The following is a 22,787-nucleotide window of genomic DNA, read 5'->3' as shown; positions in this document are numbered from 1 at the left end:
GGAGGTCAGCCGAGCGGGTCAGGACGGCTGGTTCGAGCTGTCCCATCCCGCGCCCAGGCGACGCGCAACGAAGTCGGCGGCCTGGCCTTCCATGCCGTTCACCGAATACACGGCGTGCGCGGCGTTGTCCGTGCCGTCCGGGGAGCAGATCGGGTCGCCCTCGGCACACAGTTCGATGGTCTTGGCTGAATAGCGATGGCCGATGGTGATCGGCGGTGCGTCGTGCGCCTCCAGCCAGGCGTTCGATGGCTTGCCGAACAACGCGACCGCGGCGACATGTTCCGCCACCTCCGCCGGCAGCGGCCCGGTGATGCCTGCCGGCGGGGTGTAGCCGGCGGGGATGGTGTCCGCGGTGACATAGCCGGTAACAGCGGCTCCCTGGGAGTACCCGCCCAATACCATCTTGGTGTTCGGACAGTTCCGGGTCATCGAGATGAGATGGTTGCCCGCGTCGATGACGCCGTCGACCGCGGTCGGGAAGTCAAGACTGGCAGGGTAATTGACGGCATACACATCGATCGGCTTGTTACCGATTCGCGAACTCAGTGCGTCGACGAATGCCTGCCCGGTTCCGCCGATGCCGGGCGGCTCCATCGTGCCCCGGGCAAACACCACTTGAATGTCCGGGCACGAAGCACCGAAGGCGGGGGAAAAACCGAGCGGCGGGCTGAGCGCGGCGGCTGCTGTCAGCGCAGCAGCACCAAGAAACCGGGCAAGCGGTGGGGTCAGGCCCACCGGCCACCGGCGTGTCTTCTTTGCCTTCATCCATCCCAAGGCGTTCATTTTCACTCCACACGTCGCGGCACCCTGACACTTCCGCCATCGCAATACCCGTTGTTCGACGTCGCAAAACACGGTCTGAGGTGCGTGGATAGTAGAGCCTGCGGTGAGGTTCGGATCGTTGCCGGACCGTGGCCGCGGCCTGGACGCTTTCGGCGAACCGCCGCGCGCCAAATTCGCTGTGTTAGCAGTCGGCGGTCCGGCTCAAGGTCTGCTAGATGAGCAACGTCTCCTTCGTGCCGGAGGCCGTGGTGATGCGCCGGTGCGGGATAGGACGGTGAAAAGTCGGAACCATCTGCTCAAGCAATAACCCGTAACCGTTGGCCAGCAAGCTCATCCACAACTCCGGACTGGCCTCGTTCTCGGCAAGCCACGCTGTGATCGGCTCCCACTGTTTGGCCACCGGCTCATCGTTCACCCCCAGCAACCGGAGAAGCTCGGGCAGGGTCCGCGGCTCGGTCGACGTGACATTGTGATCGACGGCAGTTCCCATGCTGGCTACCTCCCCACCAGCCGAACGCGTGTTGTGCGCCAGTGCTGCGCTCGCCCGCCGGCCGGGGATATTCGGTCTGCGCCGCACGTCGCCGAGCGCAGCACAACTGTGATCAAGTCTCTACCCAAATCGAGACACAACAAAACGCTCGACCAGTCGGGTAATCCGCAATTGCGGTGACCGTCAAATCATCCGGAGCAAACTGCGAACACAAATCGGTGTACCGGGGATTCCATTTAGCCACCTGCGCTTGAGGGGGCAGAAGTCGGCGCAGTGGGCGGCACCGGCTTCGGGCATCAGCAAACAGTCGAACGGAAAAATTAAAGGCACCTTGAAAACCGTTCGAGCAATCGTTACACGCTCGACGCACATTCGCCGCGTTTCCGTGATGAGCTGGCGGGGTCCGACGGGCTGCGGTTTCGGCCATGTGTACGCCCACCGACTCGTCCACCGATCCGTCGCCTCGCTGACCAAACCGCGGCTTGCCAACCGAAGGTAGCCCGCGCGGCCCGCGTCGGTCGCCGCCGAAAAAATTCGTCGTTTAGGCAGGCGGTCGCATGGGCACCTCCTGCGGCATGAATGTACTTCCCCGCCTTCGTTTCCTGGGCCCCGCGCTGGTAGCCGCCGCGGGGGGCCTCAGCGCATATGCCCTGTCCGGTGTGGCCGCGCCATCCGCGTCGGCCCAGCCATGTCCGGATGCACAGGTGGTATTCGCCCGCGGTACCGGCGAGCCTCCGGGTCTCGGTCCCACCGGCGAGGCCTTCGTCAACGCGCTCGATTCCCGTGTCGGAAGGCCGCTCGACGTATATCCGGTCAACTACCCCGCCAATGACGATTGGGCCACATCGGGTCTCGACGGAATCAGAGACGCGGGCGCCCACGTCGTCTCCATGGCGGCGAACTGCCCGCAGACCAAGATGGTGCTCAGCGGCTACTCCCAGGGCGCCGCGGTCATGGGCTTCGTCACCTCGCCCGCGGTGCCGGATGGCGTCGACCCGGCGACCGTGCCAAAGCCTCTGGCGCCCAGCGTGGCTGACCATGTTGCCGCGGTCGTCTTGTTCGGCATGCCGAACGTGCGGGCCATGAACTTCCTCGGCCAGCCACCCGTCGTCATTGGCCCGGCGTACCAGGGCAAGACCATGAAGGTGTGTGCTCCCGAGGACCCGGTGTGCTCTGACGGGATGAACTTCGCCGCGCACGATGCATACGCCGACGACGGCAGCATCATCGACAAGGGAGCGGACTTCGCAGCAAGCCGTCTCGGCGGAGGTTCCGGTGCGCCGGTGACGGTCGCGTCTCCCGGCGGCGGCTTTGGGGGGTGATCTCCGCCTGTCCGGCGAGGCAACGTCTCGTCAAGGCGTCGATTGGTAAGCGGCGCGGGCCGATTGGAAGGCCGTGCCAGGGTGTCGGCTGGACCGGTCAGGATTGCGGGCTTGGCGGCCCGGCGCTCGCAACGCCTGGATCGTCTTCGGCGGGCGCTCCGGGTCACGCTGTTTCCTCGGCGCGACTGGGGCGATCGCCTTGCGGGGTCCCGCATAGCTCGAGGCAGTGCCAACCGAATTTGCCGCGGCCCGTCGCCTGGACGCTGGGCGACCAACTTCGACCATCGGTGTTTGAGGACGCTGTGGACCGGTTATGGACAGTTGCGTGCGGTGGAGTTCGCCCAAAGCGTGCGCGCCGCCGGAACAAAAGCTGGGCTCCATCGAGAGGAGATAGCGTGAAGTTCACCAGGGCCGCTGTGAAAGCGGCAATCGGCGCGGCCGCGGTAGCGACCGCCACAGTGTTCACTGCTGCAACGGCTTCTGCCGTCAACCCGACGATCCAGAGATTCGGCACCACCGAACAGCTGGTCGACGGACCGCTGGTGACGGCCTATACGGTCAGCAACCTGCAACCGAGCAACGTGGTGATCCCGGGCTACCCCCCGGCCGGGAAGATCTGGCAGGCGGACGTGACCGCGGTGGCGCAAAGCGGCACCGTCACCCCGCTGGTCGCAGACTTCAATGCCCGGGCGGGCAACGGTCAGAACTACCGGGTGATCATTCCGCCGCAGCCGGCACCGAACGGCCTGTCCGATGCTCCGCTCGCCCAGGGCCAGCAGGCCAGCGGGAAGATCTACTTCGACGTGACCGGCGCTCCGCCGGACAGCGTCGTCTACAACGACGGAGTCGAAGACGTCCTGATCTGGACCACCAACGCATAAATCGCCCAGGCTGGCCTCCCCGCGTCGATCGACGCGGGGAGGTTGCGTCTGGTGACGGCACAACGACACCGCGGTGCGGCCGCGAGGTGTCCTGCGGGAGAAGCGGGCACCTCTCCGTGCGAGCGATCGCAGGCCATGGCCGGCGGGGCGAAGATTCCCGTGTCGACGATAGGGCTACGTCGATTATTCGGCGGTGTCAGCTGCTCGGGCGGGTAAGGCGTCCACGCGATTCGGCGATCTGCCTGTGGGGAGCGAAATTGCTGGCGGCTCAGCAGCGGGTGGCAGCGCGAACCCGTTGCCGCTGCTCGTCGGTATGACCGGCGCTGGACACCACACGCAGGCGCGCCGCCATCCGGGCGTATTCGGATTGGCGGTCAGCCCCGGCCCCGAAGCCGTCGGTTGCCGGCGTCATGTCGACATACGAGCCGTGTATTCCCTGAAGCGCACCGCGTTCGTCGTAGAACGGCGCGCCGCTGACTACCACGTCATGGATGTGGTCATCGACGTCCACGATGCGGTGCCGCGAGCTGAACGGACGCGGTGTGCGCCGTAGTGCCCGCAAGGTGTGGGCTACCTGCGCTAGATCGTCGGGATGAACATGGGACAGCACCAATTCTGTGGTTGGAACTGCCGTCCCCGGGCGATAGCCATGCATTTGCTCGACTTGGGGTGACCACACCCAGCGGCCGTCGCCGAAATAGAAACTGAACCAACCCAGGTGCTCAGACCATCCACCGGTGAGCGGTGGCGTCCAGCCGGGCTGTGCGCCGCCGTCTTCCAAGGACAGAAACCGCGTTGGTGTGTCCATGATGATTCCCCGTATATCTCATCGGTACGACACGCCATCGTTGGTTGAACGACCGAGTCTGCGTGAAACTGAGCGCGGCTACGCCGCCGGGAAGGCCGCTCGTCGCCTAGCTGATCCCATTTGGTCCGCGCCGGTAAGTAAGTGGCCCGGGCACTAACCAATTGAACATGGCGATCGTGAACCGGTGATGAACCGACGCGGTGACATTTGCCACACCGGGGCTTACCCCACCGCTGCACAGCCGACGGGCCCGGTCCATGTGTCAAGAACCGGGCCCGTCTTTTCTGCCGAGCTATTCCTGGTGGGTTTGCTGCTTCTTCTCCGCGGCCTCCGCGCCGCCGCGGGCCGCTTCGGCTTCGGCTTCCTTCTTGGCGGCGTCTCGCTGCGCCTGGGCCTTTTCTTGCTGGGCCTTGCCCTCACGGGCCAGTTCGTCTTGGCCAGCTAGGTTGCCGACCGCTTCCTTGGCCTTGCCCTTGACGTCTTCGACGACGCCCTTCACGCCTTCTGCGGGTCCGCTCCTGTTTTCTTCCGCCATGGATTCCTCCTCGTTGGCTGCTAATCGGCGCCGCGAGGCCATGTCGTTGAGTTCATGGATTTCCCCGCCGCAAGCGTCGCATTCCCGCGCGGCCGGAGAGTCAAACATGCGCCGCGGCCTTCGCCAGCCGCGTCGGCGCGGTCACCTGCCGGTCGGGTGCTGTGCAGCGGGTCGTGCTCGACACGTGCCATGTCCTCGCCCGGGCGGCCCGACCGCGGCGGCGCGGGTCTGGCTGGGGCGACGGTGCAGCCCACGGGTATTAAGTTGGACGGCGAGCGCGCAGCCACCGCTTGAATCCAAGGGCGAAATTTTCGCTCTGGTTTCACGTTCGGCGCAGAATTACCTCCCGGGGGACGGCCATGCGGGAGGATCGGGTTGCCGTTCTAGGTGTGGTCGCCGGGATGGCGCTCTTATACGAGGAGTCTGATGACCGAGCCGCAGGACAACGGGCAAGGCGGCGACCTGTCGAGCCGGCCCAAGTACGCGCGCGTGCTGCTCAAGCTCGGTGGCGAGATGTTCGGCGGCGGGCAGGTGGGCCTGGATCCTGACGTGGTGGCGCAGGTGGCCCGCCAGATCGCCGAGGTGGTCCGCGACGGCGTGCAGGTCGCAGTGGTAATCGGTGGCGGCAACTTCTTCCGCGGTGCCCAACTGCAGCAGCGCGGCATGGAACGCACCCGCTCCGACTACATGGGAATGCTGGGCACTGTCATGAATAGCCTTGCGCTGCAAGACTTTCTAGAGAAAGAGGGCATTGTCACCCGCGTTCAGACCGCCATCACCATGGGGCAGGTCGCCGAGCCGTACATCCCGCTGCGGGCCCGTCGGCACCTGGAGAAGGGGCGAGTGGTGATCTTCGGCGCCGGCATGGGGTTGCCCTACTTTTCCACCGACACGACGGCCGCGCAGCGGGCGCTGGAGATCGGCGCGGACGTGGTGCTGATGGCCAAAGCGGTCGACGGGGTGTTCGCCGAGGATCCACGGGTCAACCCCAACGCCGAACTGCTCAGCGTGATCAGTCACCGTGAGGTCATCGACCGCGGACTGCGGGTCGCCGACGCCACCGCGTTCAGCCTGTGCATGGACAACGGCATGCCGATCTTGGTGTTCAACCTGCTGACCGACGGCAATATCGCCCGCGCGGTCGCGGGTGAGAAGATCGGAACGCTGGTCACCACCTGACCGGGGGGAGGAGCGGCGCAGATGACACCCGCCTGCGACGATGCACAGCGCAGCGACGAAGAGGAGCGGCGGAGATGATCGACGAGGTTCTTCTGGACGCCGAGGAGCGAATGGAAAAAGCCGTTTCGGTGGCCCGCGACGATCTGGCGACCATCCGGACCGGCCGGGCCAATCCCGGCATGTTTTCCAAGATCGTCATCGACTACTACGGTGCCCCCACCCCGATCACCCAGTTGGCCAGCATCAACGTGCCCGAGGCCAGGCTGGTCGTCATCAAGCCGTACGAGGCCAACCAGCTTCACGCCATCGAAACGGCCATCAGGAACTCCGATTTGGGCGTGAACCCCACCAACGACGGCACCCTGATCCGGGTGGCCGTGCCGCAGCTGACCGAGGAACGCCGCCGCGAGCTTGTCAAACAAGCACGGCACAAGGGCGAGGAAGCGCGGGTCTCGGTGCGCAACATCCGTCGCAAGGCAATGGAGGAACTGCACCGTATCCGTAAGGAAGGGGAGGCCGGCGAAGACGAAGTCGGTCGAGCCGAAAAGGACCTCGAGAAGACGACGCACCAGTACGTCACCCAGATCGATGAACTGGTCAAACACAAGGAAGGCGAGCTGCTGGAGGTCTAGCGGCCGATCAGCAAACCATGTCCGTGGCAGACACAGATACAGGTGCAGGCAGTTCGCGCAAGGAGCCCGCGCCCGAGACCTCTCGGGCCGGCCGCAATCTGCCCATCGCAATCCTTGTGGGCGTTCTTTTGGGTGGCGGTGTCGTCGCCAGCCTGGTGTACGCCCGGTATGCGTTCGTCGGGATACTCGCGGTCGGTGTGCTGCTGGGCACGCTCGAGGTCGCCCGGCAGCTGCGGGCCGCCGGATACGTGTTACCGATTGTTCCGCTGGTAATCGGCGGCCAGGCCACGCTGTGGCTGAGCTGGCCGTTCGGCACACGTGGCGTGTTGGCAGGCTTCGGTGGCACCGTCGTGGTCTGCATGATGTGGCGGTTGCTGAGCCGCCACGGCCGCACGGCAGCGCCCCGTCCCGATGCTGCCCCGGCGAATTACCTCCGCGACGTGTCGGCGACGGTGTTGCTGGCCGCCTGGGTTCCGCTGTTTGCGTCGTTTGCTGCCCTGCTGGTCTACCAGCACGACGGTGCCGGACGGGCGTTTTCCCTGGCGGTCGGTGTCGTCGCCTCCGACGTCGGTGGGTATGCCGCGGGCGTGCTGTTCGGCAGGCACCCCATGGTGCCGGCGATCAGCCCGAAAAAAACCTGGGAGGGCCTGGCCGGCTCGCTGGTCCTCGGGATCACCGTGACCACCGTGAGCGTGATCTATCTGACCGGCAAGCCGGGGTGGACGGGGGCGTTGCTGGGGCTGGTCCTCGTGGTCACGGCCACGCTCGGCGACCTGGTGGAGTCCCAAGTGAAACGCGACCTCGGCATCAAGGACATGGGCAGCCTGCTACCCGGTCACGGCGGGATCCTGGATCGGTTCGACGGGTTCCTGCCCTCGGCGGTGGCGGCCTGGATCGTGCTGACGCTGCTGCCCTAATCGCGCCGATACTGGACTAGTCATGGCTCCACCACTGGTGTTCGAGGCTCCCCGGCACAAGCTGCCGCCGCGGCACCTGGCCGACCTCGACGCGGCCGGGCGCGTCGCCGCGGTCCAGGCACTGGGCCTGCCGGCGTTTCGCGCCAAGCAGCTTGCGCACCAGTACTTCGGCCGGCTGACCGCCGACCCGCACCAGATGACCGATCTGCCGGTTGCGGTGCGTGACCAGGTAGCCGCCACCATGTTTCCGAACCTGCTGACCGTCGTCCGTGTCCTCGCGTGCGACGCCGGGCAGACCCGCAAAACATTGTGGCGCGCCAGCGACGGCACCACATTCGAGTCGGTGGTGATGCGTTACCCGCAGCGCAACACGGTCTGCCTCTCCTCACAGGCCGGCTGCGGGATGGCGTGCCCGTTCTGCGCGACCGGGCAGGGCGGGCTGACCCGTAACCTGTCGACCGCCGAAATCCTCGAACAGGTGCGCACCGCGGCCGCGGCGCTGCGCGACGACTTCGGTGAGCGGTTGTCGAACGTGGTGTTCATGGGCATGGGCGAGCCGCTGGCCAACTACGCGCGGGTGGTCGCCGCGGTGCGCCGCATCATCGAGCCCTCCGGGTTCGGGATCTCGGCCCGGGCGGTGACGGTGTCGACGGTGGGATTGGCGCCGGCGATCCGCAAGCTCGCCGACGAGCGTCTCGCTGTGACGTTGGCGCTGTCCCTGCACGCTCCCGACGACGAGCTGCGCGACACGCTGGTTCCGGTCAACACGCGGTGGAACGTCGGGGAGGTCCTCGAGGCCGCCCGGTACTACGCCGACGTGACCGGGCGGCGGGTGTCGATCGAATACGCGCTGATCCGCGACGTCAACGACCAACCCTGGCGCGCGGAGTTGCTGGGCGAGCGACTGCGCGGGGCGCTCGGACGGCTGGCCCACGTAAACGTGATACCGCTCAACCCGACGCCGGGCAGCCGGTGGGACGCCAGCCCCAAGGCCGCGCAGCGGGAATTCGTGCGCCGGGTGCGCAGAACAGGCATCTCCTGCACCGTGCGCGACACCCGAGGTCGTGAAATCAGTGCCGCCTGCGGCCAACTGGCCGCCGAGAACTGAACCGGGAGCGAATCGTCGGCGTATTTTGAACAAACCAGGCCAGCTTTGCGTGGTTAAGGGCAGCACATGAAAGTAGGGGTCTGCCATGAGAATTCACTTCGCAGTCTTGATCAAAGCGTTGGTCGTCGGCGTCATCGCCGCCGCGCTGGCGTTCGGGTTGAGCGTCGCACCGCGTGCCATGGCAGGCGACGATCGGTTGAACTTCACCGCCACTACCCTCAGCGGCGCCCCCTTCAACGGGGCGAGCCTGCAGGGCAAGCCGGCTGTGCTGTGGTTCTGGACGCCGTGGTGCCCGTTCTGCAACGCCGAAGCTCCGGGTGTGAGCCAAGTGGCGGCGGCCAACCCGGCGGTCACGTTTGTCGGCGTGGCAGCACGCTCCGACGTCGGCGCGATGCAGGATTTCGTTTCCAAATACAACCTGAACTTCACCAACCTCAACGACGCCGACGGCGCGATCTGGGCCCGCTACAACGTGCCGTGGCAGCCGGCGTATGTCTTCTATAAGGCGGACGGCTCCTCCACATTCGTCAACAACCCCACGGCGGCCATGCCGCAGCAGGAGTTGTCCGACCGTGTGGCCGCGCTCACGCGGTAGCAGGCGCTATTTGTGAACCACGGCCTTGTCGGCCTGGCCTTCGCCGCCGGATTGGTCGCAGCGCTGAACCCGTGTGGTTTTGCGATGCTGCCGGCCTACCTGGTGCTGGTGGTGCGCGGCGAGCGCGCCGGCCACTCCCCGGCGGTGGGCGCGTCGGTGGCGTCACTGGGCCGCGCGCTGGCCGCCACCGTGGGCATGGCCCTGGGATTTGCCACCGTGTTCGGGCTATTCGGGGCGCTGACGGTCTCTGCGGCGGCCGCGGCGCAACGATACGTGCCCTATCTGACCGTGCTGATCGGCAGTGTGCTTGTGGCGCTGGGAGTTTGGCTGCTGATGGGGCGTGAGCTCAAGATGTTGACGCCGCTGGGCAGGCGGGGGGCGCCCACCGTGCGGCTCGGGTCGATGTACGGCTACGGCGTCAGCTATGCGATCGCCTCGCTGTCGTGCACAATCGGGCCGTTCTTGGCCGTCACGGCGGCGGCGTCGCGCAGCGGCTCCCTGCTGGTGCGGGTGTCGGTCTACCTGGCCTATGTCGGCGGCCTCGCGTTGGTGGTCGGCGTACTGGCGGTGGCCGCCGCGGCCGCGAGTTCGGCAGTGGCCGACCGCATCCGGGCAATCCTGCCGTTCGTCAACCGGATCAGCGGCGCGCTGCTTGTCGCGGTCGGCCTCTACGTCGGCTACTACGGCCTCTACGAGATGCGCCTGGCGCACGCCCACGCCAATCCGCGCGACCCGGTGCTCACCGCCGCCGGCCGCATCCAGCGGGTGCTCGCCGGATGGGTGCACCAGCATGGCGGCTGGCCGTGGGTTGTGGCGCTCGCGGTGCTCGTGGCCGGGCTCGCGGCCGCAACCGTCTACCGTCGGCTGCGGCGCTAAGCCCTACCTGATCCAGCCCCGGCGGCGGCCCCACCAGTCGCGGACGACGAAAAACAGTGTCGCGCCGGCGAACCCGACCAAGAACCAGTCCTCGATATGGCCGACGTGATTGCCGCGCAGCATGCACAACAAAAACACGACGATGGCCAGGCCGGTGATGCGCCAGGTCCGGTAGTTGATCTTGCTCCAGCCCCATGCCGCAGATGGCACCTCGGCGGTGTCGACCTCGACGCGGCGCTCGACCTCGGTACTGACCACGGCGACTCCTCGGTTGGGTTGGCGGTGTCGGGCGCCATTGTGGCACACGGCGATCGCCGCGCCTGGCGCACCAGATTGATGTCGTGTGATGACATCATGATGATGTCATCATGGCGGCATGGACTTGCAGCCGTACGTCGACGCCGTGCGAGCCGAGCTCGATGTCGCGGCCGCGGCGAGTGGCCCGGATGCCCAAGCGCTCGCCGAGCGGCTCACTGCTGCGCTGGAATCCGCCATCCGGCTGGCCCTGCTGCAGGCCCTGTCGGAGGCTGCCGAGGAAATCACCGGTGAGCTGGCCCCGCGCGCGGTGGAAATCCGGCTGCGTGGCCGCGACCCGGAGTTCATCGTGTCCGCCCCGCTCGGCGAGCCCACCGACGCACGGCTGGCCACGGGCGACGACGGGGGCGGCACCTGGCGGATCACCCTGCGGGTGCCCGAAGGCCTGCGCCCGGCGATCGAGGCCGCCGCTCGCCGCGAGGGGTCGTCGCTGAACGCCTGGCTGGTGCGTGCCGCGGCCGCCGCCGCGCAATCCGCCACCGGTCATCACGTCGCCGGCTGGGTGCGCTGACGCCAACATAAGGAGAAATCGATGCCGACCTTTGCCACCCCGCAACCGATCACGGCGAGCATCCAAGCCGATAGCGGCTCGGTCCGCCTGGTCGCCACCGACCGCCGCGACACCGTCGTGGAAGTTCGCCCGCACGACCCCTCCCGCCAAGCCGACGTCCGGTCCGCCGAGCAGGCCCGCATCTCCTGCGCCAACGGCAAACTGGCCGTGGCGCCGGCCAAGCACGGTTTTCTGGGTTATCGGATGGGCGCGGTCGACATCGTCGTCGAATTGCCGTCGCAGTCCGGTGTGCAGGTGGCGGTGGCCTCGGCCGACGTGCACGCCGAGGGCGAATTCGCCTCCTTCCGGTTTGCCTCGTCCAGCGGCAACCTGGCGGTGCAGTCGATCGTCGGCCGGCTCAAGGCGGCTACCGCGTCAGGCAATGTCGACGTGGGCCTGCTCGACGGTGACTTGAAATTCCAGGCTGCCAGCGGCTCGCTGACCGTCGACCGGCTTTGCGGCACGGCGAAGTCGCAGACCTCGTCGGGTGCGGTCAACGTCGTTGCCGCGGTTCGCGGCGCGGCGGTCGCCCACACCAGCAGCGGCGACATCGAACTCGGCATACCCGAGGGCACCGCCGCTCAACTCGACATCGTGACCGGCTCAGGCGTCGTCACCAACCAGCTGCGGTCGTCCGAGGGACCCGCTGAAGGGGACGAGACGCTGCTGATCCGGGTGCGCACCGGCTCCGGCGACGTCGACATTCACCGGGCCGTGCAGGCACACGGCACAATAGGTGGGTGACCAGCCGCCGCGTCAAAGTTCTGGTGCTGGGCAGCACCGGCTCGATCGGCACCCAGGCCCTGGAGGTCATCACCGCCAACCCGGACCGCTTCGAGGTGGTCGGCCTGGCGGCGGGCGGCGGGCATCCCGAGCTGTTCGCCCGGCAACGCGCCGAGACCGGCGTGAGCAATGTCGCGGTCACCGACGAGGGCGCGGCCGAGACGATCGGCGACGTCGCCTACCGCGGACCCGATGCCGTCATCCGGCTAATCGAAGACACGCAGGCCGACGTCGTGCTCAACGCCCTGGTGGGGGCGCTCGGCCTAAAGCCCACCCTGGCCGCGCTGGCCACCGGCGCCAGGCTGGCGCTGGCCAACAAGGAATCGCTGGTCGCCGGCGGCCCACTGGTGCTGCGGGCGGCCAAGCCGGGGCAGATCGTGCCCGTCGACTCCGAGCATTCCGCGATGGCCCAATGCCTGCGCAGCGGCGCCTCCGACGAGGTCGCCAAGATTGTGCTCACCGCCTCCGGTGGGCCGTTCCGCGGCTGGTCGGCCGCTGAGCTCGAGCACGTCACCCCCCAGCAGGCCGGGGCGCATCCGACCTGGTCGATGGGGCCGATGAACACACTGAATTCGGCGTCGCTGGTCAACAAGGGGCTCGAGCTGATCGAAACTCATCTGCTGTTCGGCGTGCCCTACGAGCGCATCGACGTCGTCGTCCACCCGCAGTCGATCGTGCACTCGATGGTCACGTTCACCGACGGCTCGACCATTGCCCAGGCCAGCCCCCCGGACATGAAGCTGCCGATCGCGCTGGCGTTGGGCTGGCCCGACCGGGTGCCCGGCGCCGCCGCTGCCTGCGACTTTTCCACGGCGTCTTGCTGGGAGTTCGAACCGCTGGACACCGAGGTCTTCCCGGCGGTGGAGCTGGCCCGGCGCGCCGGGCGGGCCGGCGGCTGCCTGACCGCCGTCTACAACGCCGCCAATGAGGAAGCAGCCGCGGCATTTCTGGCCGGGCGGATCAGCTTTCCCGCGATCGTGCGCACCATCGCCGACGTGCTCGCCGATGCCGACGAGTGGGCCGCGGAACCCGCTACCGTGGATGACGTACTCGATGCGCAGCGCTGGGCGCGTGAACGGGCGCGCCGCGCCGTCACCCAGGAGGTCATGCCCACCCGATGATGTTCGTGTTCGGCGTCGTGGCATTCGCGGCGGCCCTTTTGATCTCGGTGGCGCTGCACGAGTGCGGGCATATGTGGGTAGCGCGCGCCACCGGGATGAAGGTCCGTCGTTATTTCGTCGGGTTCGGCCCGACATTGTGGTCGACGCGGCGCGGCGAGACCGAATACGGCGTCAAGGCCATTCCGGCGGGCGGTTTTTGCGACATCGCCGGGATGACGGTGGTCGAGGACCTCGCGCCCGACGAACGCGACCGCGCCATGTACAAGCAGAAAACCTGGAAGCGCGCCGCGGTGCTGCTCGCCGGCCCGGGCATGAACTTCCTCATTGGCTTGCTGCTGGTCTACGTGATCGCCGTGGCCTGGGGCCTGCCTAATCTGCATCCGCCCACTGCGGCGGTTGTCGGCGAAACCGCGTGTGTCCCAGCGGAAGTAAGTAAAGGCCAGTTCGCGCAGTGCACCGGCCCCGGTCCTGCCGCGGCCGCCGGGATCCGCGTCGGCGACGTCGTGGTCAAGGTCGGCGACACCGATGTGCGCACCTTCGACGAGATGGCGGCCGCGGTGCGCAAGCAGCACGGCACGGTCCCGTTCGTCATCGAGCGCGACGGCAAGACGCTCACCTTGCCGGTCACCGTCGTCCCCACCCAGCGCTGGGCCGGCAACAGTGACACGCCGTCGAGTGTCGGCATGATCGGCGTGGCGCCCAAGGCCTACCCGCCGACGCGGTACAACGTCATCTCCGCCGTCCCGGCCACCTTCACCTTCACCGGCGACTTGTCCGTCGAGCTGGGCAAGGCGCTGGCCGCGATCCCGACCAAGGTCGGCGCGCTGGTGCATGCCATCGGCGGCGGCCAGCGCGACCCGGAGACACCGATCAGCGTGGTGGGCGCGTCGATTATCGGCGGCGACACCGTCAACCATGGGCTGTGGGTGGCGTTCTGGTTCTTCTTGGCCCAGCTGAACTTTGTTTTGGGTGCGATCAACCTGGTGCCGTTGCTGCCGTTCGATGGCGGGCACATCGCGATCGCGGTGTACGAGAAGATCCGCAACATGATCCGCTCGGCGCGCGGCATGGTCGCGGCCGCGCCGGTGAACTACCTCAAGCTGATGCCGGCAACTTACGTAGTGTTGGTGCTAGTGGTCGGCTACATGCTGTTGACCGTGACCGCCGATCTGGTCAACCCGATCAGGCTGTTTCAGTAGGAGAACCGATGAGCGTCGGCCTAGGGATGCCGGCATCGCCCGCGCCGACTTTGGCGCCGCGCCGCAAGACGCGTCAGTTGATGGTCGGCGACGTCGGGGTGGGCAGCGACTATCCGATCTCGGTGCAGTCGATGTGCACCACCAAAACCCACGACGTCAACGCCACCCTGCAGCAGATCGCCGAGCTGACCGCCGCCGGCTGCGACATCGTGCGGGTGGCCTGCCCACGCCAGGAGGACGCCGACGCGCTGGCCGAAATCGCCCGGCACAGCCAGATCCCGGTGATCGCCGACATCCACTTCCAGCCGCGCTACATCTTCGCCGCGATCGAGGCGGGCTGCGCGGCGGTGCGGGTAAACCCGGGCAACATCAAGGAGTTCGACGGCCGGGTCGCCGAGGTCGCCAAGGCCGCCGGTGATGCCGGCATCCCGATCCGCATCGGCGTCAACGCCGGCTCGCTGGACAAACGCTTCCTGGAGAAGTACGGCAAGGCCACCCCCGAAGCGCTGGTCGAGTCCGCGCTGTGGGAAGCCTCGCTGTTCGAGGAGCACGGCTTCGGCAACATCAAGATCAGCGTCAAGCACACCGACCCCGTCGTCATGGTGCAGGCCTACGAGCTCTTGGCATCCCAATGCGACTACCCGCTGCACCTCGGTGTCACCGAGGCCGGGCCGGCGTTCCAAGGCACCGTCAAGTCCGCGGTGGCCTTCGGCGCATTGCTGAGCAAGGGCATCGGCGACACCATCCGGGTCTCGCTGTCGGCGCCGCCGGTCGAGGAAGTCAAGGTCGGCAACCAGATCCTGGAGTCGCTCAATCTGCGGCCGCGTTCGCTGGAGATCGTGTCCTGCCCGTCGTGCGGTCGCGCCCAGGTCGATGTCTACACGCTGGCCAACGAAGTCAGTGCCGGGCTCGAGGGCCTTGAGGTGCCGCTGCGGGTGGCGGTGATGGGCTGTGTGGTCAACGGTCCGGGGGAGGCCCGCGAGGCCGACCTGGGCGTCGCGTCGGGCAACGGTAAGGGCCAGATTTTCGTGCGCGGGGAAGTGATCAAGACCGTCCCCGAGTCGCAGATCGTCGAGACGCTGATCGAAGAAGCCATGCGGCTGGCTTCCCAGATGGGCTCCGAAGCGGGCACAACTACGAGCGGTTCACCCGTTGTGACCGTAAGCTAATAAAGGCTATTCGGGCCACCCGGCCGCACAGAAAGACTCCCTATGTCGGCTCCGCCCATCTTTCGCCTGGTCGACGAGCGACGGGTGTCGGTGGTGCGCGACGCCGCGGCCGTGGGCCGGGTCCTCGACGCCGACCCCGTCGGATCGTGCATGGTCGCCGCGCGGGTCGCCGACCACGGCATCGACCCCAACGCGATCGGCGGCGAACTGTGGACACGCCGCGGAGCTGACGAGTCGCTGTGCTATGCGGGAGCCAACCTGATTCCGCTGCGCGGCGCGCTGGAGGATCTGCACGCCTTCGCCGACGAGGCGATGAGCGCGGCGCGCCGCTGCTCGTCGCTGGTCGGGCGGGCCGAACTGGTGATGCCGATGTGGCGGCGGCTGGAATCCGCTTGGGGCCCGGCCCGCGACGTGCGTGACCGCCAGCCGTTGATGGCCTTGAACTGCATGCCCGCCTGTGCGATCGACCCCGAGGTGCGCCAGGTGCGGCCTGACGAGCTCGACGCGTATCTGGTCGCGGCCGTCGACATGTTCATCGGCGAGGTGGGTGTCGATCCGCGGCTAGGCGACGGCGGTCGAGGGTATCGCCGCCGGGTCGCCAACCTGATCTCGGCGGGGCGCGCGTGGGCGCGCTTCGAGGACGGCGAGGTCATCTTCAAGGCCGAGGTCGGCTCGCAGTCGCCGGCGGTGGGCCAGATACAGGGGGTCTGGGTGCATCCGGAGCGCCGCGGGCGGGGTTTGGGGGCCGCCGGCACCGCCACGCTGGCGGCGGTGATCGTGGGCACCGGACGCATTGCCAGCCTGTACGTCAACGACTTCAACACCGTGGCCCGCGCCGCCTACGCCCGGGTCGGCTTCCGTGAGGTCGGCACGTTCGCCACCGTGCTGCTGGACTGACGGCGCCGCGCGCGCATCGCGGCGACGGAATAAGCGACCCCGAGTTATTCGCAGTGGCATGTCGCTCCGCGATCCCGCCGTGCGTAACGGTTCGGTATCGGTGTGGCTTTCGCCGCGAGGCCGACACCGCGCTTAACATCAGCCTCAATGGCAACAAAAACCTCATTTGTATCAGCCCCTGCGTGCTTGGTTTTGGCTGCGGTGCTCGCCGCAGCGGGTTGCACCCCGCGTCCCGACGGCCCCGGTCCGGCCGCCGAGCGCTTCTTTGCCGCACTGGCCACCGGTGACACGGCCACCGCGGCCCAGCTCACCGACGATCCCAGCGATGCCCGCGCAGCGCTCAACGCGGCCTGGGCGGGCCTGCAGGCCAGCCACCTGGATGCCCGGGTACTGGGCGCCAAGTACACCGAGGACACCGGAACCGTCGCCTACCGCTACACGTGGCATCTGCCCAAGAACCGGACCTGGACCTACGACGGCCAGCTGAAGATGGCGCGCGACGAGGGCCGCTGGCAGGTCCGGTGGACCGCTACCGGATTGCATCCCAAGCTCGGCGACCACCAGACGTTCGCGCTGCGCGCCGACCCGCCGCGGCGGGCCTCGGTGAACGAGGCCGGCGGCACCGACGTGCTGGTCCCGGGCTACCTGTACCACTACACGCTGGACGCCAGCCGGGCCGGCGCTCAGCTGATCGGCACGGCCCGCGCGGTGGCCGACGCGCTGCGGCCGTTCGACGACACGCTGGATCCGCAGCAGTTGGCCGAGCAGGCCAGCTCGTCGCGCAAGCCGCTGGACCTGATCACGCTGCGCGTCGACGACAACAACCGTGTCGCCCCCGCGATCGGCAACCTGCCCGGGGTGGTGATCACGCCGCAAGCCGAACTGCTGCCGACCGATGACCGGTTCGCACCGGCCGTCATCAGCGAGGTGAAGAAGGCCGTGGTCGACCAACTCGACGGCCAGGCGGGCTGGCGGGTGGTCAGCGTCAACCAGAACGGTGTCGACGTGGCCGTGCTGCACGAGGTCGAGCCGTCACCCGCTCCCTCGATCACGATCAGCCTGGACCGCGCGGTGCAAGACGCCGCCCAGCACGCCGTGGACAACCAGGCCCGCAAGGCCATGATCGTCGTGATCAAGCCGTCGACCGGGGAGATCCTCGCCGTCGCGCAGAACGCCGCCGCCGACGCCGACGGCCCGGTCGCCACCACCGGCCTGTACCCCCCCGGCTCGACCTTCAAGATGGTGACCGCCGGCGCGGCGCTGGAGCGCGACATGGCCACGCCGAACACGCTGTTGGGCTGCCCGGGTGAGATCGACATCGGGCATCGCACCATTCCGAACTACGGCGGATTCGACCTCGGCGTGGTGCCGATGTCGCGCGCGTTCGCCAGTTCGTGCAACACCACGTTCGCCGAGCTGGCCAGCCGGATGCCGCCACGCGGCCTGTCGCAGACGGCCGCCCAGTACGGGCTGGGCCTCGACTACCAGGTCGACGGCATCCCCACTGTGACGGGATCCGTTCCGCCGACCGTCGACCTGGCCGAACGTACCGAGGACGGGTTCGGCCAGGGCAAGGTGCTGGCCAGCCCGTTCGGCATGGCCCTGGCCGCGGCCACGGTCGCGGCCGGCAAGACGCCGCTGCCGCAGCTCATCGAGGGACGACCGACGAAGGTCGCCGGGGACAGCACCGCGATCACCCCCAAGATGCTCGACGGGCTGCGCCCGATGATGCGGCTGGTGGTGACCAACGGCACCGCATCCGACATCTCCGACTGCGGCGCGGTATTCGGGAAGACGGGTGAAGCCGAATTCCCCGGCGGGTCGCATTCCTGGTTCGCCGGCTACCGCGGCGATATGGCGTTCGCGTCGCTGATCGTCGGCGGCGGCAGTTCGGAGTACGCGGTGCGGATGACCAAGTTCATGTTCGATCAACTGCCCGCCGACTACCTGACCTGATATCCCGGGGTTTCCGCGACAGCCCACACACCCGGGCAGCGGTACATTAAAACCGCTATGACCCGCCCCGACGAATTGGCCGACCTGCGGATCTCGGACGCCGACCGCAACGGCACCCTGCGGCGGCTGCACAACGCCGTCGCGCTCGGACTGATCGACATCAACGAGTTCGAGCAGCGCTCGTCGCAGGTCTCGTACGCCCGCACCCGTGGCGAACTTGACGGCCTGGTCGGCGACCTGCCCGGCCCCGGCGCGATCGTCACGTCGGCTGCTGACCGTGTCGAGTTGCGCGGCTGGCTGGGATCACTCAAACGCCACGGTGAATGGATCGTGCCGACCCGGCTGGCGCTGGTGCGCCGCCTGGGCCCGGTCGAATTGGACCTGGTCAAGGCCCGTTTCGCCGGACCTGTGGTGGTCATCGAGCTCGACATGAAATTCGGCGGCGTCGACATCCGCCTGCCCGACGGTGCCAGCGCCTCGATCGACGACGTCGAGGTCTACGTCGGCAGCGCCACCGACCGCCGTAAGAACGCCCCGGCCGAAGGCACTCCGCATGTGGTGCTGACCGGCCGGGTGGTGTGTGGATCGGTGGTCATCCGCGGGCCGCGCCGGTCCTGGCTGAAACGCCGCTAAGTCTGATCGCCCGGGGGACCGCCAGTAAGCTGGCGGCATGCCTGTGCGAGCCGCGCTGTCCCCTGGCGTGCTGTCTCCGACACTGCCGGTGCCCAAGTCGATCCCGCGTCCGGAATACGTGGGCAAGCCGACCGCGCGAGAGGGCAGTGAGCCGTGGGTGCAGACGCCCGAGGTCATCGAGAAGATGCGCATCGCGGGCCGGATCGCGGCCGGCGCGCTGGCCGAGGCGGGAAAGGCGGTCGCGCCTGGGGTGACGACCGACGAACTGGACCGTATCGCACACGAATACATGATCGACCACGGCGCCTACCCGTCGACGTTGGGCTACAAGGGTTTTCCGAAGTCGTGCTGCACGTCGTTGAACGAGGTGATCTGCCATGGGATTCCGGATTCGACGGTGATCGAGGACGGCGACATCGTCAACATCGATGTCACCGCCTACATCCACGGAGTGCACGGTGACACCAACGCGACGTTTCTGGCCGGTGACGTCTCCGAGGAGCATCGGCTGCTGGTGGAGCGCACTCGCGAGGCAATGATGCGCGCGATCAAAGCGGTCAAACCGGGCCGTTCGTTGTCGGTGATCGGCCGGGTGATCGAGTCCTACGCAAACCGGTTCGGCTACAACGTCGTTCGTGACTTCACCGGGCACGGCATCGGCACTACGTTTCACAACGGGCTGGTGGTGCTGCACTACGACCAGCCCGCTGTTACCACCGTCCTCGAGCCGGGGATGACGTTCACCATCGAGCCGATGATCAACCTCGGTGCGCTGGACTACGAAATCTGGGACGACGGGTGGACGGTGGTAACCAAGGACCGCAAGTGGAGTGCTCAGTTCGAGCACACGCTGCTCGTCACCGACACCGGCGCCGAAATCCTCACATGCCTCTAGCGCGAGCAGACGCAGAATCGCACTTTCGAGGTGGCGATCGTGCGATTCTGCGTCTGCTCGCCACAGCAACGTGAGCGGGGCCCTGCTGGTGGCCGGCACCTGCAGCGACGCCGGCAAGTCCATCGTCGTCGCGGGCTTGTGTCGGCTGCTGGCCCGCAAGGGGCTGGGCGTCGCACCGTTCAAAGCCCAGAACATGTCCAACAATTCCGTCGTCACCGTCGAGGGCGGCGAAATCGGCCGCGCACAGGCCATGCAAGCCCGGGCCGCGGGCCTGGAACCCAGCATCAGGTTCAACCCGATCCTGCTCAAACCCGGTGGTGAGCGCACATCGCAGCTGGTGATCCGGGGACAGGTGGCCGACTCGGTCACCGCGGCCGGCTACTGGGCGCACCGGGATCGACTGGCTGCAGTGGTGGCCGCCGAGTTGTCAAGCCTGCGAGCCGAATTCGACGCGGTGATCTGCGAGGGTGCTGGGTCGGCCGCGGAGATCAACCTGCGCGCAACAGATTTGGCTAACCTCGGCCTGGCCCGGGCGGCACACCTGCCAGTGATCGTGGTCGGTGACATCGACCGCGGCGGCCTGCTGGCCCACCTGTTCGGCACCGTCGCGCTGCTCGACCCGCAAGACCAGGCACTCGTCGCCGGGTTCATCGTCAACAAATTCCGCGGTGATCCCGCGCTACTGGCCCCTGGTTTGCGACAACTTCACGAACTGACCGGCCGGCCCACCTACGGCGTGCTGCCGTACGCCGAACAGCTCTGGCTCGACGCCGAGGACTCGGTGTCGGTGCAGGCCAACCGGGTACTGGGCCTCCCAGCGCCGCCGCGCGGCCGCCAATGGCTGCGAGTCGCCGCATTGCGCCTGCCGCGGATCTCCAATTCCACCGACATCGAGGCGCTGGCCTGCGAACCCGGTGTGCTGGTGCGCTGGGCCAGCGAACCCGCCGACGTGGCCGACGTCGACGTGATCGTGGTGCCCGGCAGCAAGGCCACCGTCGCCGACCTGCGCTGGCTGCACGAGCGCGGACTGGCCCGGGCCGTGATCGCCCACGCCCGGTCGGGCCGCGTGGTGCTGGGCATCTGCGGTGGTTTTCAGATGCTGTGCCGGACCATCGACGACGCGGTCGAAACCAAATCCGGGCAGGTCGAGGGGCTCGGCCTGCTGGACGCCGACATCGTGTTCGACACCGACAAGGTGCTTCGCCGATGGCAAAGCCCGCTCACCGGCTACGAGATCCACCACGGCCGGGTGCAGCGCTGTAGCGAGGCGACATGGTTCGAGGCGGGCGACGGCCCGCAGGGCTATCGACGCGGTCACGTGTTCGGCACCCATTGGCACGGGCTGTTCGACAACGACGCGTTTCGCCGGCGGTGGTTGACCGACGCTGCGGCCGCGGCCGGCCGCCACGGGTTCGTGGTCGCCGCCGATGTCGACGTCGCGGCCTGCCGCGATGCCCAATTGGACTTGATCGCAGATCTATTGGCCGCGCACGTCGATATTGACGCGATCACCGGGCTGCTGGACGACGGGCCGCCCCCGCGTCCGCACATCGCCTGCCGGCTGGGCGAATAGCAGTGCCGCAGTTGCCAATACGCCCCTCCCGTATACGTGTGGGTCAATGCGGCGAGTACGGATCCTGATATTGCCCTGAGAGACTTGAGAGAAACGGCCCGCGGACGAGCCGAATGACGTACCTTGCATCGAGTGCCCTCGACGATGATGACTACCGTCGACGGCTTCCCCGTCCCGGTCAGCGTGACCGGTCCGGACAAGGGCTCCGTCGTGGTGGTGCTTGGTGCGGCGCAGCGTGCGGTCGCCGCGTACGACGCGGTGTGCGAACGCCTGCATACCGCGTCGCTGCGGACCATCGTCGTCGGCCCGGATCCGAGGCTGACCCCCAAGTCGGTGGTCGGCATCCTCGACGCGCTCGACATCCAGTGGGGAGTGGTGGTCGGCGACCGCGCCGGTGGGGACGTCGCGTGGGAACTGGCAGCGACCCGGCTGGACCGTTTCACCGGTTTGGTCGCCATCGACCGAGGGCATCCGCGCGTGGCCGATCTGACCGGCGTCATCCGCGACGCGCACTGCCCGCCGGTGGAGGTCAACACGACCGCCCTGGTCAGCACCCCCGCCGCGCGGGCGGTGGCGCGGGCCAGTCAGCGATACGTCTACGCCGACTACCGCATCGTCGAGCTGCTGGGACGGCGCAATGCGCATGAGGCAACCGCGCAACTGGCAGCCGAGATCGTGCTGCGCACCCACACCTTCTAGCCACCCGGCGGGCGCTGCCAGCGGGCCATCCGTCGGACGCAAATACGATGGTCGAGTGCGGTGCGGTCGTCACCGAGGAGAGGATGCGCGGTATTGAACGCCTCCCGATCCGCTAAACCGGTGGTGGGCATGACCACCTACCTGGACCAGGCCCAGAGTGGGATATGGGACGTGCGTGCCGGATTTCTACCTGCCGCCTACTTCGACGGTGTCACGCGGGCCGGCGGTATCGCGGTGTTGTTGCCGCCGCAGCCGGTCGATGCCGACATCGCCGATCGTGTGCTCGACGGCTTGGACGCACTGGTGATCACCGGTGGTAAGGACATCGACCCCTGCGCCTACGGCCAGGTGCCCCATCCGGCCACCGACGAGCCGGGCCGCGACCGCGACGCCTGGGAGTTCGCGCTGCTCGACGCGGCGCTGCGGCGCGGGCTGCCGGTGCTGGGCATCTGCCGCGGGGCCCAGGTGCTCAACGTCGCCTTCGGCGGCACGCTGCATCAGCATCTCCCCGACGTCATCGGCCACAGCGGACACCGGGCCGGCAACGCGGTGTTCACCACGTTGCCGGTACGCACCGTGCCCGGCACCCGGCTGTCCGCGCTGATGGGCGAGTCTTGCCAGGCACGCTGCTACCACCACCAGGCCATTGCCCAAGTCGGCGACGGCCTGGTGGTCAGCGCGTGGGACGCCGACGGTGTGGTCGAGGCGCTCGAACTGCCCGGCGGCAACTTCGTGCTGGCCGTGCAGTGGCATCCCGAGGAAAGCCTCGAGGATCTGCGGCTGTTCGCGGCGGTGGTGGACGCCGCGCGGGCCTACGCCGACGCCCGGGTGAGCACGATCGAAACCGGCTGAGCCGACCACGTACGCGTAC

24 protein-coding genes and 1 pseudogene are annotated in these 22,787 nt (G+C 67.7%); 20 read left to right on the top strand and 5 right to left on the bottom strand.

From position 1 onward, the window contains the following. Nucleotides 1-18: 18 nt before the first annotated feature. Nucleotides 19-765 (bottom strand): cutinase family protein, encoded by a 747-nt coding sequence (locus MYXE_RS15800; RefSeq protein ID WP_415624490.1) that lies wholly within the window; start codon nt 763-765, stop codon nt 19-21. Between the two features lie 229 nt (nt 766-994). Then, nucleotides 995-1,273 carry a hypothetical protein gene (locus MYXE_RS15795; RefSeq protein ID WP_003919464.1) on the bottom strand — a complete coding sequence of 93 codons (279 nt, stop codon included), beginning with the start codon at nt 1,271-1,273 and terminating at the stop codon, nt 995-997. A 557-nt stretch (nt 1,274-1,830) separates the two neighbouring features. On the opposite strand from MYXE_RS15795, the gene MYXE_RS15790 reads away from it, so the two are divergent. Both MYXE_RS15790 and MYXE_RS15785 read left to right on the top strand, forming a co-directional pair. Beyond that, nucleotides 1,831-2,595, top strand: coding sequence for a cutinase family protein (locus MYXE_RS15790; RefSeq protein WP_039889546.1), 765 nt, complete (start codon nt 1,831-1,833; stop codon nt 2,593-2,595). Nucleotides 2,596-2,990: 395 nt separating this feature from the next. Beyond that, nucleotides 2,991-3,476, top strand: a complete 486-nt coding sequence (locus tag MYXE_RS15785) for an MPT63 family protein (RefSeq protein ID WP_085194994.1) — start codon at nt 2,991-2,993, stop codon at nt 3,474-3,476. Between the two features lie 406 nt (nt 3,477-3,882). Here MYXE_RS15785 and MYXE_RS15780 read toward each other — a convergent pair. Next, nucleotides 3,883-4,263, bottom strand: a pseudogene (locus MYXE_RS15780) (PAS domain-containing protein); the annotation flags it as partial. A gap of 313 nt (nt 4,264-4,576) precedes the next feature. Continuing rightward, complete coding sequence (gene mbp1 / locus MYXE_RS15775) at nt 4,577-4,819, bottom strand: microaggregate-binding protein 1 (RefSeq protein ID WP_085195069.1); 243 nt, start codon at nt 4,817-4,819, stop codon at nt 4,577-4,579. A gap of 426 nt (nt 4,820-5,245) precedes the next feature. Between mbp1 and pyrH the strand changes: the two genes are divergently transcribed. From pyrH to MYXE_RS15745, 6 genes are all read left to right on the top strand, one after another. Beyond that, nucleotides 5,246-5,998: a UMP kinase gene (pyrH, locus tag MYXE_RS15770; RefSeq protein ID WP_003919458.1), complete on the top strand. Its 753-nt coding sequence runs from the start codon at nt 5,246-5,248 to the stop codon at nt 5,996-5,998. Nucleotides 5,999-6,072: 74 nt separating this feature from the next. Further along, the gene (gene frr, locus MYXE_RS15765; RefSeq protein WP_003919456.1) at nt 6,073-6,630 is read left to right on the top strand and encodes a ribosome recycling factor; all 558 of its coding nucleotides are present in this window, start codon (nt 6,073-6,075) and stop codon (nt 6,628-6,630) included. Between the two features lie 17 nt (nt 6,631-6,647). Continuing rightward, nucleotides 6,648-7,547 carry a phosphatidate cytidylyltransferase gene (locus MYXE_RS15760; RefSeq protein ID WP_085194998.1) on the top strand — a complete coding sequence of 300 codons (900 nt, stop codon included), beginning with the start codon at nt 6,648-6,650 and terminating at the stop codon, nt 7,545-7,547. 22 nt (nt 7,548-7,569) lie between these two features. Beyond that, complete coding sequence (gene rlmN / locus MYXE_RS15755) at nt 7,570-8,655, top strand: dual-specificity RNA methyltransferase RlmN (RefSeq protein ID WP_003919453.1); 1,086 nt, start codon at nt 7,570-7,572, stop codon at nt 8,653-8,655. 85 nt (nt 8,656-8,740) lie between these two features. Then, nucleotides 8,741-9,250 (top strand): protein disulfide oxidoreductase, encoded by a 510-nt coding sequence (locus MYXE_RS15750; protein WP_085195000.1) that lies wholly within the window; start codon nt 8,741-8,743, stop codon nt 9,248-9,250. 12 nt (nt 9,251-9,262) lie between these two features. Then, complete coding sequence (locus tag MYXE_RS15745) at nt 9,263-10,126, top strand: cytochrome c biogenesis CcdA family protein (RefSeq protein WP_085195002.1); 864 nt, start codon at nt 9,263-9,265, stop codon at nt 10,124-10,126. A 3-nt stretch (nt 10,127-10,129) separates the two neighbouring features. On the opposite strand, the gene MYXE_RS15740 is transcribed toward MYXE_RS15745, so the two are convergent. Continuing rightward, nucleotides 10,130-10,384, bottom strand: a complete 255-nt coding sequence (locus MYXE_RS15740; protein WP_039889544.1) for a DUF2631 domain-containing protein — start codon at nt 10,382-10,384, stop codon at nt 10,130-10,132. Nucleotides 10,385-10,502: 118 nt separating this feature from the next. Between MYXE_RS15740 and MYXE_RS15735 the strand changes: the two genes are divergently transcribed. From MYXE_RS15735 to MYXE_RS15680, 12 genes are all read left to right on the top strand, one after another. Then, complete coding sequence (locus MYXE_RS15735) at nt 10,503-10,952, top strand: DUF1778 domain-containing protein (RefSeq protein ID WP_085195004.1); 450 nt, start codon at nt 10,503-10,505, stop codon at nt 10,950-10,952. 21 nt (nt 10,953-10,973) lie between these two features. After that, a complete protein-coding gene (locus MYXE_RS15730; RefSeq protein WP_003919448.1) occupies nt 10,974-11,735 on the top strand; it encodes a DUF4097 family beta strand repeat-containing protein in 762 nt (253 codons plus the stop codon). Then, a complete protein-coding gene (dxr, locus tag MYXE_RS15725) occupies nt 11,732-12,895 on the top strand; it encodes a 1-deoxy-D-xylulose-5-phosphate reductoisomerase (RefSeq protein ID WP_085195006.1) in 1,164 nt (387 codons plus the stop codon). Before MYXE_RS15730 ends, dxr begins: the two co-directional genes overlap by 4 nt. Continuing rightward, on the top strand, nt 12,892-14,094 hold the full coding sequence (locus tag MYXE_RS15720) for a M50 family metallopeptidase (protein WP_085195008.1): 1,203 nt from the start codon (nt 12,892-12,894) through the stop codon (nt 14,092-14,094). The genes dxr and MYXE_RS15720 overlap by 4 nt, the downstream gene beginning before the upstream one ends. A gap of 8 nt (nt 14,095-14,102) precedes the next feature. Further along, on the top strand, nt 14,103-15,263 hold the full coding sequence (ispG, locus tag MYXE_RS15715; RefSeq protein WP_085195010.1) for a flavodoxin-dependent (E)-4-hydroxy-3-methylbut-2-enyl-diphosphate synthase: 1,161 nt from the start codon (nt 14,103-14,105) through the stop codon (nt 15,261-15,263). Between the two features lie 42 nt (nt 15,264-15,305). Beyond that, entirely contained in the window at nt 15,306-16,160 is an 855-nt protein-coding gene (locus MYXE_RS15710; protein ID WP_003919444.1) for a GNAT family N-acetyltransferase, read from the top strand. 147 nt (nt 16,161-16,307) lie between these two features. Next, a complete protein-coding gene (locus tag MYXE_RS15705; protein WP_003919443.1) occupies nt 16,308-18,116 on the top strand; it encodes a penicillin-binding transpeptidase domain-containing protein in 1,809 nt (602 codons plus the stop codon). A gap of 57 nt (nt 18,117-18,173) precedes the next feature. Next, nucleotides 18,174-18,749 carry a DUF1707 SHOCT-like domain-containing protein gene (locus MYXE_RS15700; RefSeq protein WP_003919442.1) on the top strand — a complete coding sequence of 192 codons (576 nt, stop codon included), beginning with the start codon at nt 18,174-18,176 and terminating at the stop codon, nt 18,747-18,749. A 37-nt stretch (nt 18,750-18,786) separates the two neighbouring features. After that, nucleotides 18,787-19,644: a type I methionyl aminopeptidase gene (gene map / locus MYXE_RS15695; RefSeq protein WP_003919441.1), complete on the top strand. Its 858-nt coding sequence runs from the start codon at nt 18,787-18,789 to the stop codon at nt 19,642-19,644. A 70-nt stretch (nt 19,645-19,714) separates the two neighbouring features. After that, on the top strand, nt 19,715-21,217 hold the full coding sequence (locus MYXE_RS15690; protein ID WP_085195012.1) for a cobyric acid synthase: 1,503 nt from the start codon (nt 19,715-19,717) through the stop codon (nt 21,215-21,217). A gap of 147 nt (nt 21,218-21,364) precedes the next feature. Continuing rightward, complete coding sequence (locus tag MYXE_RS15685) at nt 21,365-21,916, top strand: alpha/beta hydrolase (protein WP_039889565.1); 552 nt, start codon at nt 21,365-21,367, stop codon at nt 21,914-21,916. Nucleotides 21,917-22,036: 120 nt separating this feature from the next. Next, nucleotides 22,037-22,768 (top strand): gamma-glutamyl-gamma-aminobutyrate hydrolase family protein, encoded by a 732-nt coding sequence (locus tag MYXE_RS15680; RefSeq protein WP_172468596.1) that lies wholly within the window; start codon nt 22,037-22,039, stop codon nt 22,766-22,768. The last annotated feature ends 19 nt before the right edge of the window (nt 22,769-22,787 follow it).

Source organism: Mycobacterium xenopi (genome assembly GCF_009936235.1).
Classification (GTDB): domain Bacteria; phylum Actinomycetota; class Actinomycetes; order Mycobacteriales; family Mycobacteriaceae; genus Mycobacterium; species Mycobacterium xenopi.
Note: the sequence above shows the minus strand (reverse complement) of the source record. Positions and strands in the feature narration are given on the sequence as shown.